At 34.7% G+C, this 12,010-nt stretch carries 13 protein-coding genes; 8 read left to right on the plus strand and 5 right to left on the minus strand.

All coding sequences use genetic code 11. The features are described from left to right. Nucleotides 1-21 precede the first annotated feature (21 nt). Nucleotides 22-1,644 carry a hypothetical protein gene (locus JEP36_RS07320; RefSeq protein ID WP_198619801.1) on the plus strand — a complete coding sequence of 541 codons (1,623 nt, stop codon included), beginning with the start codon at nucleotides 22-24 and terminating at the stop codon, nucleotides 1,642-1,644. Nucleotides 1,645-1,735: 91 nt separating this feature from the next. On the opposite strand, the gene JEP36_RS07325 is transcribed toward JEP36_RS07320, so the two are convergent. Further along, the gene (locus JEP36_RS07325; RefSeq protein WP_198619802.1) at nucleotides 1,736-2,314 is read right to left on the minus strand and encodes an HdeD family acid-resistance protein; all 579 of its coding nucleotides are present in this window, start codon (nucleotides 2,312-2,314) and stop codon (nucleotides 1,736-1,738) included. Nucleotides 2,315-2,506: 192 nt separating this feature from the next. Here JEP36_RS07325 and JEP36_RS07330 point away from each other — a divergent pair, with 192 nt between their 5' ends. Next, on the plus strand, nucleotides 2,507-3,361 hold the full coding sequence (locus tag JEP36_RS07330; RefSeq protein WP_198619803.1) for a D-amino-acid transaminase: 855 nt from the start codon (nucleotides 2,507-2,509) through the stop codon (nucleotides 3,359-3,361). Between the two features lie 110 nt (nucleotides 3,362-3,471). Here the strand turns inward: JEP36_RS07330 and JEP36_RS07335 are convergent, their stop codons facing one another. Next, on the minus strand, nucleotides 3,472-4,032 hold the full coding sequence (locus JEP36_RS07335) for a helix-turn-helix domain-containing protein (RefSeq protein WP_109373834.1): 561 nt from the start codon (nucleotides 4,030-4,032) through the stop codon (nucleotides 3,472-3,474). 85 nt (nucleotides 4,033-4,117) lie between these two features. On the opposite strand from JEP36_RS07335, the gene JEP36_RS07340 reads away from it, so the two are divergent. Further along, nucleotides 4,118-4,780 carry an AzlC family ABC transporter permease gene (locus JEP36_RS07340; protein WP_109373833.1) on the plus strand — a complete coding sequence of 221 codons (663 nt, stop codon included), beginning with the start codon at nucleotides 4,118-4,120 and terminating at the stop codon, nucleotides 4,778-4,780. After that, nucleotides 4,777-5,106, plus strand: coding sequence for an AzlD domain-containing protein (locus JEP36_RS07345; RefSeq protein WP_198630039.1), 330 nt, complete (start codon nucleotides 4,777-4,779; stop codon nucleotides 5,104-5,106). The genes JEP36_RS07340 and JEP36_RS07345 overlap by 4 nt, the downstream gene beginning before the upstream one ends. An 85-nt stretch (nucleotides 5,107-5,191) precedes the next feature. Here JEP36_RS07345 and JEP36_RS07350 read toward each other — a convergent pair whose 3' ends face one another. The 3 genes from JEP36_RS07350 to JEP36_RS07360 form a co-directional block, all read right to left on the minus strand. Next, entirely contained in the window at nucleotides 5,192-6,595 is a 1,404-nt protein-coding gene (locus JEP36_RS07350; RefSeq protein WP_198619804.1) for an ATP-binding protein, read from the minus strand. Further along, the gene (locus JEP36_RS07355) at nucleotides 6,596-7,261 is read right to left on the minus strand and encodes a response regulator (RefSeq protein ID WP_198619805.1); all 666 of its coding nucleotides are present in this window, start codon (nucleotides 7,259-7,261) and stop codon (nucleotides 6,596-6,598) included. 688 nt (nucleotides 7,262-7,949) lie between these two features. Beyond that, complete coding sequence (locus tag JEP36_RS07360; RefSeq protein ID WP_198630036.1) at nucleotides 7,950-8,681, minus strand: hypothetical protein; 732 nt, start codon at nucleotides 8,679-8,681, stop codon at nucleotides 7,950-7,952. Nucleotides 8,682-8,843: 162 nt separating this feature from the next. Here JEP36_RS07360 and JEP36_RS07365 point away from each other — a divergent pair, with 162 nt between their 5' ends. The 4 genes from JEP36_RS07365 (at nucleotide 8,844) to JEP36_RS07380 (ending at nucleotide 11,853) form a co-directional block, all read left to right on the plus strand. Then, nucleotides 8,844-9,182, plus strand: coding sequence for a DUF5713 family protein (locus JEP36_RS07365; RefSeq protein WP_198630037.1), 339 nt, complete (start codon nucleotides 8,844-8,846; stop codon nucleotides 9,180-9,182). 242 nt (nucleotides 9,183-9,424) lie between these two features. After that, nucleotides 9,425-9,703, plus strand: a complete 279-nt coding sequence (locus JEP36_RS07370; RefSeq protein ID WP_109373827.1) for a DUF2798 domain-containing protein — start codon at nucleotides 9,425-9,427, stop codon at nucleotides 9,701-9,703. 173 nt (nucleotides 9,704-9,876) lie between these two features. Beyond that, nucleotides 9,877-10,968 carry an NADH:flavin oxidoreductase/NADH oxidase gene (locus JEP36_RS07375; protein WP_198630038.1) on the plus strand — a complete coding sequence of 364 codons (1,092 nt, stop codon included), beginning with the start codon at nucleotides 9,877-9,879 and terminating at the stop codon, nucleotides 10,966-10,968. A 255-nt stretch (nucleotides 10,969-11,223) separates the two neighbouring features. Then, nucleotides 11,224-11,853 (plus strand): CatB-related O-acetyltransferase, encoded by a 630-nt coding sequence (locus JEP36_RS07380; protein WP_198619809.1) that lies wholly within the window; start codon nucleotides 11,224-11,226, stop codon nucleotides 11,851-11,853. Nucleotides 11,854-12,010: the final 157 nt, after the last annotated feature.

The following is a 12,010-nucleotide window of genomic DNA, read 5'->3' on the forward strand; positions in this document are numbered from 1 at the left end:
AAAAAGAAAGGAAATCACTCAATGAATATCGAAACAAAAGAAGAACGTTTACAAAAAATTTTACAAGGTGAGAAAAGTGCAATAGCACTAACACCACCTGTTTATGGTGCCCATGCTCAAGCCGTTATTGATGCTGATGTGGATATTAAATTCAATCAGATAAAATCATCTCCTGATGAGCCTGATAACGAAGTAAAACTGAATCGAGTTATCAAATATGAAGTTAGTGTAACGGGGATTAATCTACGTTTGGCTGAATGGCGCACAAGTCCGAAAGGTATTTTAATTTTACCAAACAACAAAGATGTCTACATAACAATAGTGGATAACAGCAAAACAGAAATCTCTTTAACGGGTAATCGCAGTGGTGTGGCGTCATTACAATTGATCTTAAAAGATGAGGATAATGAGAATATTGTTTATTACGCCACACCAATACAAATTCGTGTTACCCCACCTAAAACCAATCCTAACACTGACTGTTCATCGAGTAATTGTGAACAATTTGATGACTTGTTGACAATACGTTCAGAATCTATGCAATGGCCAAGTCAGTGGGAGAGTGTTTCTAAAAGTTTTGTGGTGCATTTTCAAGATAAAGAAGGTGAAGATGTTCAAAATAAAGAGGTTAAATTAACTTACAATGTAGAGAATAGTACATTGGCTGTTGAGCCAGAAATCTATAATTCTGATGGCGAGAAAATTAATATTGGCAAAACGAATAAATACGGTATTGCGAATTTTAAAGTCAAATTTAAAAAGAGTGAACCGAAACAAGTCGCTATATTTCATGCCGAAACTGAAAATAGTGAAGATCTAGATAAGCCAATTAAATCCAGAGATTATTATGTTGAAATGACAACGGAGAAATTACCTTCTCCTAAAGTGCCTGCAACATTAAATGGTATTCTCAGCTATCATAGTGAGAACTATTGCGTTAACGCTAATCTTATTTTAGGTCGTGATATTAGTGAAAGCACCCAAGTTGGGTTTTATTTTAATGATCAACTTAAGATGTTGCCATGTACTGATAAATCAGCCGTTTCTGTGAGATTAGAGAACCAGTCATTAACAAATGGCATTCATTACATTTCTTTCTTCACTGTTGATATCTTCGATAATATCTGTTTTTCTCGACGTGAGCGTATTATTGTTGATAACTCTTTAACTGGGGAATGCAGTAAGCAAATTAAAAATATTGCGCCCAAGCCTTGTATTAGTGTCACTATTCCTCAGATTTGCGATCGCTACTTTAATTCTGTCAATATTAGACTTGTTCCTTCTTTATGTTTACAAATTAAAAATCGTGTAGCGAAAATGAATATCCAAAAAATGGTTATCATTTTTAATGGTTATTCTAAGGTAAATAGTAGTGAAAGAACGTTGGTATATCGCTCAACATTAGAAATCTACGCTGATGATCCTCGTTTAGGTAATTTCTTACACGATACAACACCTAATAACGATCCTATTAATATGGTTGAGATCGTTGAGCCTGCGTTAGAGAGTATTTTGGCTGATGCATTGCCTAATATTGAAGTAGGGCAACTTGGTATCCAAGTGATGGTATTTGAAAAAACAGGAAATTGTTACCTTTGCGGAGAAAATATGTATACGGTATCTCTGCGCTTACCTTGTGCTTAATACAAATCTATTTTGCTTTATACTTAAGAGCCACCTTGCGTGGCTCTTTGTCTATGTTTCATCAATAAGATTATTATCACTAAATAGTCAATTAGTGAGTCATTCGTTTTATCGCATTTATTATCGATAAAATGGTGATAGAACTTAAAATAAGTTGTATACCAATTAACGCCATGACGAGTGCGACTGAGGTTTCAGGGCCAAAAGCAATTAAGAAATAGGCAATTACTAAATCTAAAAATCCAACCAAGATATTAAACCAGCCATAAAAATTATCTTTGATTTGTTTAAAGCCTATATTTAGACGCAGTATACCCGCAAAAATAAATAGGAAGCCGATAAAAAAGGCGAGACTAAGCATACCTTTTAGTGGATCAGTGACAAAAATATAGCCAAGCAGAAGATAAATAAAACCCGTTAATAACGTAATCAACATTGACCAACCAGAAGAAACTTGAGCATTAAAACCACCAATAATGCTGGATATCGCACAGGCAAAAAATACAACACCGAGTAATACACTGATAACAATGCCAGAAGAAAGAGGGTTAATTATACAGATAAAACCTGCAATAAAGCCCAATGTGGCAATAACAGTCATTAAAGTACATTGTTTTTTAACCAGTTTCTCTGTTAGCTGAGATAAATTATTTTTATTAATATCTAACATAGCCACCTCTTATCCTTATATTTGATACATAAGTTAAATTATAGCAATTTTTGCTTATATAACATGACTTAGTTACATAAAACTATAATTAAAAAGAGGTAAGGATGAGGGGAGCATCTTTAAAATAGAAAATTGAAGGAGTAAGGTAGTGAATTGAGATAGATTGTTAATAAAATTTATAACGGAGGTAAAATGTCTGATATCGTGTATTTAGACAGTCACTTTGTACCTAAAGAGCAGGCTAAAATATCTGTTTTTGACCGTGGTTTTTTATTTGCAGATGCCGTTTATGAAGTTACTGCTGTTATTGATGGTCAGCTCATTGACTTTAATGGGCATTTTCAACGCTTACAGCGTTCATGCAAAGAATTAGGTTTATCGCTTCCTATTACCAAAGAGTTGCTAATTGATGTTCATCATCAACTTATCGAAAAGAATAATCTTCATGAAGGGCTTATTTATTTACAAATAACACGAGGTACTGATTCCTCTCGTTTTTTTGATTTTCCATCTTCATCTGTTCCTTCCACAATAGTTGCTTTTGTACAACATTCAACAGTTGTTAATCATCCTAATGCAAAAAAAGGGATTTCAGTAATCAGTGTTGAAGATATTCGTTGGCAACGTTGCGATATTAAAACAGTGGCATTATTAGCGGCGTGTTTAGCAAAAAACTATGCACATCAACAAGGTGCTGACGATGCTATTTTAATTAAAGATGGCTATATAACAGAAGGCAGTTCAAGTAACTTTTTTATTGTTAATCGTGATAATGAAATTATTACACGGCCGCTAAGTCAGGATATTTTACCTGGTATCACACGCCAAGCGATTATTCAATTGGCGCAAGAAGAAGGGCTTAAAATAACAGAACGTCGATTTACACTTGATGAAGCGAAAAAAGCAAAAGAAGCTTTTATTAGCTCTGCGACTACATTAATTTGGCCAGTTATTTCAATCGACAATGAAGATATAAATCAGGGAGCCGTTGGGCATTTATCTCAACGATTACGAGAGATTTACCTTGATAAAGCACTTAAAAAATAATTGTCTAGACAGACATTCTCTATCGAATTTATCGCACTGCTTTCAGATTTTTATTGCTATATAGCAGTGCGGTAAATTTACAATTTACTATGTTAATTCGTTTTACTATGTTAATTATGATGCTCAATAATCATGACGGCAGTTGTATCTGGCTCTAAAGCTCGTAATACATGAGTGACGTCACCGGGATAGCAAATATAATCACCGGGTTGTAATTCTTGTTGATTATCTAAAGTACCTACCATTGCGCTTCCACTGATAATAATAATATGTTCAGTCACATTTTTACTGTGAGGATCAGAGACTCTATCTTTCCCAGGTTGTGCAATCACGGTGTATATATCGCGCTTTGCGCCTACAGGGCAGGATGAAAGTAAAAAAGCATGATAGTACGCTTTTTCTGCACTAATTTTAAAGCCATCACCTTTACGGATCACCTTAACTTCAGGTTGTGGTGCTGAAATAAGTTGAGAAAAAGGAATATTTAACGCAACACAAATTGCCCAAAGTGTTTCAATACTTGGATTTCCTTGTCCCGCTTCTAATTGAGATAATGTTGATTTTGCAACACCAGCTCGTCTTGCTATTTCAGCAAGTGAAAGACCCGCTTTTTTTCTTTCTCTAGCTAGTGCTTGAGAAATAATTTCAATAGGCGCACAAGGTGATGACATCATAGCTTCCTTCAAAAATCATCTTGCAAAAAAATAAATCGTTCAACATAATGAACGAATGGTTCGATAAAAAATACTATATTCTATGCAAATTAACAGTCGTCTTGATAATAACGTACTTAGAGATATTGTGCTTGTTTCATTAGCTGACGGTATTGTCGGTATCTCTTATGGTGCTTTAGCTCACACACAGGGTTTTGATTTTTGGGTGCCGTTGGTGTTATCCATTTTTGTTTTGGCGGGCGCTTCTGAATTTCTTTTTATTGGCGTTGTGGCAATGGGAGGAAGTGCAATATATGCGGCTCTTGCGGGATTAATGGTGAATGCACGACATATTCCTTTTAGCATGGCAGTAAAGGATTTACCAGGAAAAGGGCTTAAATCATTATTAGGTTTTCATATATTAAATGATGAGAGTGTTGTATTTGGTTTATCTCAACGTACCGCTGAACAAAATAAATTAGCATTTTGGGCTTGTGGGTTAGGAATTTTACTTGTTTGGCCTTTGGGAACCATGCTTGGTGTTTACTTGGGGTCATTTATCGTAGATATAAAGATGCTAGGGCTGGATGCGATGTTTCCAGCTATTATTCTCGCATTAAGTTTGCCAGCATTAAAAAATAAACTAACACGTCATGCTGCAATCATAGGGAGCATTATTGCACTCGTAACCACATTATTCCTTCCTGCTGGAATACCTGTTTTATTATCGCTATTAGGCGTACTGTTTGTGATAAGGAAAATATAATGTCCACAGCTTCTATTATTACAGGAATTATTATTCTTGCTGTTGGTACATACGCCATGCGTCTTTCCGGAATATTGCTCAATAATAAAGCAGGTATATCAGAGAGGGTTAAAGAGCTCCTCTCATTATCTGCGATTGTTATTCTGTTTTCGGTGGCGATGACATCGACATTTTTTGATGGTGACCAACTTGCTGATATTTCAAAAATTATTGGTGTTGGTGTCGCGGGAGTACTTACTTGGCAGAAAAAGCCCTTTATTATGATTGTGCTTAGTGCAGCAATAGTGACAGCAAGCCTACGTTGGTTAATTAATCTTTGGGGATAACACTCATTAGAGCCTCATCGCGATAAAATAAAAAGGAGGTATAATTACCTCCTTTATTCTGGAACATCGGTTATCTATCTATTTATTAATCGTTTTCTGATGATTTAGCTTCTAAAGGTAGAACAATAATAAAGCCAATTCCTTTATTATTCAGTCCTTCAGTAACAATGAGTGATGCTTGAATTTTATTAGCGAGATTTTGTGCAATAGATAGACCTAATCCGCTACCTGTTTCGTTAGAGCCAGGAACGCGATAAAAACGTGAAAATAGAGCATTAATATGTTCTTTTGCGACACCAGGGCCATTGTCACGCACGATAACATGTATCCCTTCGGCGTATCGATTCTCAATAGTTACCTCAACTTGGCTACCTTCAGGGCAATATTTTATGGCATTATCAAGCAGATTATTAAATATAGAGAGTAAAGCCTGTTTATCTGTTTTAAGTGTTAAACTTTGGCCTTCATTAAGTGATAACTCAATATTTTTAGTAATCGCATAAGGAACGCGCTGTGCTATTGCATTTCCAATGACGTTATAGATATCAATAGATTCTATTTTTAATGGGAAATCGTCACATTCTAATCGCGCCAGATCAATTAATTGATGAGAAAGTGCTGCTGCTCTATCAAGAGATTGTTTCATATCATCAATAATTTCTTCACGCTCTTGCTGATCATCGACTAAAGAAAGCAGGTGTAATTGAGCAATAACCGCAGCTATTGGTGTTCTTAATTCATGGGCGGCATCGGCCATAAATTGTTTTTCACGAATATTAGCAGCGTCAATTCTTGCCATTAATTGGTTTAGCTCTTTAAAGATAGGGCGAATTTCTTTAAATTGCTGACTGACATTAATAGGCGTTAAATTACGTGGTTTACGATTAGAAATAAGTTCTGCTGCTTGTCTTAAAGGGCGTAAACTAAAATAAGCAGTAATTAAGATTGCAAAAATAACAGTTGCGAGAATAAATAGAAAAGGAACAAAGGTGCCTTCAACAGGGTTACCAATAACATGGCCTCTGTCTTCAACCGATTCACCGATAAACACTTTTATTTTATGTTTTTCTCCCCAGCTAAAAGAGAGTATCCACTTTTCACCTGCGACAGACACTTTTTCTGATGCTAATGAAAGTACTCTTGTAGGGATAGGCAACTCAGGACGATTAGTATAAATCAGAGTATTATTTTCATCTAAGGCAATAAACCACGGTAAATATTGTAGTTCATCATCTTCACCATTAAGCATGGCGTCGATATACATGCCTTGTAAATTATGAGCGACTTCTTTGAGAACTTCAGGCTGGTCAGCAACAATCTCTAAGGTATTAGCAAAACCCTCAGCAATAATTTCTTGCTGTTTGTTATACACTTTTTCGAACTCAGCAAGATAATCAAATTGTATCCAAGCTAACCAAACGCCCCAAAGCATAACGATGGAGATAATCTGAAGGACAATGGTGTAAATAAAGAAGGAGCGGATCTTCATTTAATTAGTTTCTTTTTTTAATAAATAACCTACGCCACGAACCGTGATAATACGTTCTTTGCCTATTTTTCTCCGTAAATTATGCATATGTACTTCAAGGGAATTGCTCTCAATTTTATCGTCTAAACCAAATAAACGCTGTTCCAACTCTGATTTACGCACCACATTGTCAGTATTACGCATTAATTCATATAATAGTTGGTATTCTTTACCTGATAATAAAAGCAATTCGTTATTTAAAGTGACTTGATGGTTTGCTGGATTAAGCTGTAAATCGCCAATAGACCATATTTGTGAAGAAAAACCGGCCATTCTACGACTAACCGCTTTTACGCGAGAAATAAGTTCAGGCATAGCAAAAGGCTTTGGTAAAAAATCATCTGCGCCTGAATCTAATGTTTGTACTAAATTATCAATTTGAGTGCGGGCAGTTAAAATAATAATCGGAATTTTCTCGCCACTTTTTCTAAGTGCAATCAGCTCATCTTGCCCATCACCATCAGGTAGACCTAAATCTAATAGCATTAAATCAAAAGGGCGTTGACTTAATTGAACACGAGCATCCGCAAGCAATCTGACCCAACATGGTTGAAAACCAGCAATTTCAAGCCCGCGACAAAGCGCTTTACCGAGTTGTAAATCGTCTTCAACTAATAAAATATTCATAATAATACCTACCTAAAATCGTCTTAAGAAAGTATAAGAGCCAAATAAAAATTGAGCAATATAATAAAATGTAAAGCAAGGTTTGATTAATGAACTCTTAATGTAAGATAAATTTTTATTTAATACGGTTTACTAAAAATAAATGACTAGAATTTTCAGGAATGGATTGAGATAAGTATGCTATTTATTTCATATTTATCACGTTAAGGCATTTAATGTTAAATTTAAAGATCTATTTTAGATAGAATTAGCATAATTAATCTAATGTGAATAATAAATACTTCACTCTATTATGCTAAGGTAACTTAAATACTTTATTTAAGATACTTTAGGTTTAAAAGAGAAGATTATTAAAAATTAACATTGACTAAATAAGTTTTTATATTTAAAACAATATAAATATAAAATATCAATTTTATTGAATAATATAACTATTAAATTTATGTCTTATTCTTTTATTGAAATTGGATAACTGTTTTAATATATCCCTGTTGTGCAACATTTTTATTAGATTTAAATTATTTACTCTATTCATCTATACTCTTGCAGTAAAAATTAACTACTTGAAAGGAATTGATTTTTTAATAAAAGGAATTTACATGAAATTAGATGGTGTTATTTAGTATAAATTAAATCATTCTGTGTCAGAAATGCTCCCAACCCTCTGGGAGCATTTCACATGATGTTATCACTGACAAAGTGAGTTATCCCACAACATTAAGTTAAATGGTAAATTTAATGGCGCCACTAATTCATTCACCGTGGTTTGAAGCTCTGCTTTTGCTTGAATCAGCCTTTGTTTATCTATATCAGGAATAAAGTTATCTTTTGCTGGTAAATCATCTAATGTGTACTCTTCCACCAAAACGCCATTAGCCCAACGTTGAAATAGCCAATAACTTTCTGGCATCAATGTATATTTTGTACCATCAATAATTGTTGTTTTATCTTCCTGATAACGAAAGGAAATAAGCTGATTTGCAACATTATCCCACATCCAACCTTTGTATGTTCCATCCTCTAATCGATTTATCGACCAATGCATATCATCAGGTTGATAAAAATACAGCTCAGTTAATGCAACATAAGGTGTGGTTTTTGTTGATAATGAGGCTTGAATAAGACCATCAGTAAAATAAGAAATATTAAGCGTTTTATTATCAATGTTCAGTTCAATACTGCAAGTATCCCAATGTGTTATTGTTAAACCTTCTTTAGTTGGTTTTTCTGGAATGGAAATCACGGCATCTGTTGCATCATTTTCTGTTGGTGGGTAGTAATGACCTGTAATATATTCACCGTTATTGCCATAGAAGTACCATGTCGCTAAAGGTGAGTTTTGGAAATATTTATTAATGATCAAAAAAGAGAGCAGTGCAATCGTCAAAAAAAGAAATATAAATCGTATTTTTTTAGCCATTTTAATTAATTGCCTATTTTCCGTTTGCTGGTCAGAATTCTATAAATTCATAGAAATAAAAGCGAGACATTTAATTAATAAACGTAATATACTTTCCCGTAATTAAGATAATAAGTGCACTTTAATGACCTTAAGATAAATACTTAGATAAGGATATTTTTCATGATTAAAAATAAAGTACTTGCCGCACATTATTTTTTAAAGGGAATGGAAAATGATAATTATTATCCAACACACCTTGTAAAGAAAGGGCAAGATTTACTAAAAGCACTTTGTGTAAAAATAGAAGCGACTTCACCTAAAAATTTGGCAGAACTTTATATTCTAACGCAAGAAACAACAGATCAATTTAATGAGTTAGCGGAAGAGTTTTATGAAGAAAATAGCGAAATTGAAACAGTAGCAAGAGAGTGTATTGCTGAGGATTTTTGCGTTATCGCTGATGAATATGGTTTTGAGAATGCTGATATAGAAGAGTTAATTGCAACACGAGATTGGTAGGGAAAAGATGAGAAAACCGTATCGTGTTTTCTCATCTTTCACTAATCTTAATTTTATCAATTATCACCTAAATGATAATGAGAATAATTTAGTTGACAAAGAAATATTTATTAATAAACTAGCTCTCAGTTTGGTCAAAAAGACTCGTAAGCGTTTACGTTAATCAACGCATATAACTTTTTTAGCCTGTTGTATCGGCAGTTATGTGCTGTTGTACAATCGTATTATTGGAGTCTTTATCTATGTCTTTTCATGACAAAAATTACTTTTTAGGTATTCCTAAACTTCCTACTCGAGCAATGATTTTTCTTGTTCCCTTTTTCCTTTCTTTTATCATGTCAGGTATTGTTGCTTTTATTAGTACCGTCAAATCGTTAGGAATGGGAACATACGTTATCTCCCCGTGGTTAACTTCTTGGGGGATCTCTTGGATGATTGCTTTTCCTACTGTTTTATTCGTCTTGCCGATCGCAAGACGCTTTTCACTGTTATTGGTGAAACCAGCCAAATCTAATGATTAATTAAAAAAGAGATCAGCAATTGATGCTGATCTTTTTGTTTTTCACAATGTGAAGTAAACCATCGCCTAAATGAATAAGATCCGATAGCCTTAAACTTGTATATTTAAATGGTATATCGAAAAGCGAAGATATTTTTCTTTGCATAAATTCTTATTGATAGCAGGAGGCTTTAAATGAGTTTGTTGTTCTCCCCTAAAAAACTAGGCCCCCATCAGTTAGATAACCGTATTATCGTTGCACCTATGTGCCAATATTCAGCACAAGAAGGTTACCCGACAGCATGGCACACGATACATTACGGGCAGCTAGCATTATCAGGTGCTTCGCTAGTGATTGTTGAAGCAACAGCGGTTGAGCCTAGAGGTCGTATTAGTTATAAAGATTTAGGTATTTGGTCGGATCAACATGGCAGTGAATTAAAAAAACTTGTTGATAATGTTAAGCAATATTCATCTGCAAAAATTGGTATACAGATTGCACATGCAGGACGTAAAGCATCGACCGATGTACCTTGGAATGGCGGAGCGTCATTAGCGCCAGATTCTCCTAATGGATGGCAGAAAGTTGCACCTTCAGAAATTCCTTTTGGAAAGAATCATCAGCCTCATGCTTTGGCTATTGATGAAATTGAAGAAATAAAACAAGCTTTTGTTGATGCTGCGAGAAGAGCGGAGTCAGCAGGATTTGATGTAATTGAGATCCACGGTGCTCATGGATATTTATTGCATGAATTCTTATCTCCATTATCAAATCACAGAACGGATCAATACGGTGGCGATTTTAATAATCGTAGCCGGTTATTAGTGGATGTCTTTGTCGCCGTGAAAAATGCAGTTTCTGATAATGTTTGTGTTGGTGTCAGAATTTCTGCGACAGATTGGGTTGAAGGCGGTTGGGACTTAGAAAGTGCGATTGCGTTAACACAACATCTTGAAGAATTAGGTTGCCATTATATTCATGTTTCTTCTGGTGGATTATCAGAAAAACAAGAAATTAAACTAGGTCCTAATTATCAAGTACCATTTGCTCAAGCAATTTATAATGAAACGCAACTACCTGTTATTACTGTTGGTCTAATTACTGAGCCAGAACAAGCCGAAGCCATTTTACTTACAGAGCAGGCTGATTTTATCGCTTTAGGCCGAGGTATTCTTTATGATCCTCGTTGGCCTTGGCATGCGGCGGAAAAACTCAAACAAACCATAAAAGTAGCGCCTCAATATTTACGTTGTGCGCCTCATGGTAGCAAAGACTTTTTTAAATAGTGATACCAAGCCACGGGGAATAACAGGGTGTTATTCAGGGGAACCGTGGCTTTTTCTTTAATAACCGTTATGATGATGCGCATAAACAGCAAGCATAATTGAATTGCGTTGTAATAATTGGTCGTAAATAAGATGAAAAAAAATCCCTTATTGCTTCAACCAAGGATTGCTTAAGACGATGTGTTTTGAATGCGAACACATCATCAGAGAATTAAGCATTCTTTGATGACTCATTAATTTATTGCGAGTCATATTATGAAAAATAAACATTGGTCGCGTGTAGAATATCTACACGAAACGGTTAAAAATAAAAATATTATCATCAAAGGACAACACAGCTATTACAGTGATTGTTGGGATGAGGGTTTTGAGACCTCTGTTGTTCGCTATCTTTATGGTGATGAAGCTAGTCTGCAATGGGAGCCATTGTGGGAAATTGATAAATTATATGTTGGCGATTATGTCTGCATTGGTGCGCAAGCCGTCATATTAATGGGAGGAAACCATACACATCGTATGGATTGGTTCTCTCTTTATCCTTTTATGGATAAAATTGAAGAGGCATATATTGGTAAAGGTGATACTCATATTCATGATGGTGCATGGATAGGAATGCGTGCAATGATAATGCCTGGTGTGACGGTTGGAGAAGGTGCTATTGTTGCGGCTAATAGCGTTGTTTCCAAAGATGTTGAACCTTATAGCATTGTTGGAGGAACACCCGCACGACACCTTAAATATCGGTTTGAGCCAAAAGTTATTGAGCAACTTTTATCTTTAAAGATTTACCAATGGTCAGAAAAGAAATTTGATGCTCTGAGGCCTTATTTATGCCAATCATCAATTGATAAATTATTAATTGCAGAAGCGAAATTTATTGAGTAAAACAAAATCCCTAAACGTAACCACGTTTAGGGGTTTTTACTTAGATACTATTTTAATATAAATTAATCATATCACTAAAAGATAAAAAATAATGTTGTTTTTTTATTTGATCTCTATCTCAAATTCCAAAATATTTTAATTTCATTAAAATACTTAT

It is taken from the genome of Proteus sp. PR00208 (assembly GCF_016238545.1).
GTDB lineage: Bacteria > Pseudomonadota > Gammaproteobacteria > Enterobacterales > Enterobacteriaceae > Proteus.

What these genes read in the sequence shown, in the direction of transcription:
- JEP36_RS07320 (WP_198619801.1), top strand. Translation starts at nt 22, where the DNA reads ATGAATATCGAAACAAAAGAAGAACGTTTACAAAAAATTTTACAAGGT.
- JEP36_RS07325 (WP_198619802.1), bottom strand. Translation starts at nt 2,314, where the DNA reads ATGTTAGATATTAATAAAAATAATTTATCTCAGCTAACAGAGAAACTG.
- JEP36_RS07330 (WP_198619803.1), top strand. Translation starts at nt 2,507, where the DNA reads ATGTCTGATATCGTGTATTTAGACAGTCACTTTGTACCTAAAGAGCAG.
- JEP36_RS07335 (WP_109373834.1), bottom strand. Translation starts at nt 4,032, where the DNA reads ATGTCATCACCTTGTGCGCCTATTGAAATTATTTCTCAAGCACTAGCT.
- JEP36_RS07340 (WP_109373833.1), top strand. Translation starts at nt 4,118, where the DNA reads ATGCAAATTAACAGTCGTCTTGATAATAACGTACTTAGAGATATTGTG.
- JEP36_RS07350 (WP_198619804.1), bottom strand. Translation starts at nt 6,595, where the DNA reads ATGAAGATCCGCTCCTTCTTTATTTACACCATTGTCCTTCAGATTATC.
- JEP36_RS07355 (WP_198619805.1), bottom strand. Translation starts at nt 7,261, where the DNA reads ATGAATATTTTATTAGTTGAAGACGATTTACAACTCGGTAAAGCGCTT.
- JEP36_RS07360 (WP_198630036.1), bottom strand. Translation starts at nt 8,681, where the DNA reads ATGGCTAAAAAAATACGATTTATATTTCTTTTTTTGACGATTGCACTG.
- JEP36_RS07365 (WP_198630037.1), top strand. Translation starts at nt 8,844, where the DNA reads ATGATTAAAAATAAAGTACTTGCCGCACATTATTTTTTAAAGGGAATG.
- JEP36_RS07370 (WP_109373827.1), top strand. Translation starts at nt 9,425, where the DNA reads ATGTCTTTTCATGACAAAAATTACTTTTTAGGTATTCCTAAACTTCCT.
- JEP36_RS07375 (WP_198630038.1), top strand. Translation starts at nt 9,877, where the DNA reads ATGAGTTTGTTGTTCTCCCCTAAAAAACTAGGCCCCCATCAGTTAGAT.
- JEP36_RS07380 (WP_198619809.1), top strand. Translation starts at nt 11,224, where the DNA reads ATGAAAAATAAACATTGGTCGCGTGTAGAATATCTACACGAAACGGTT.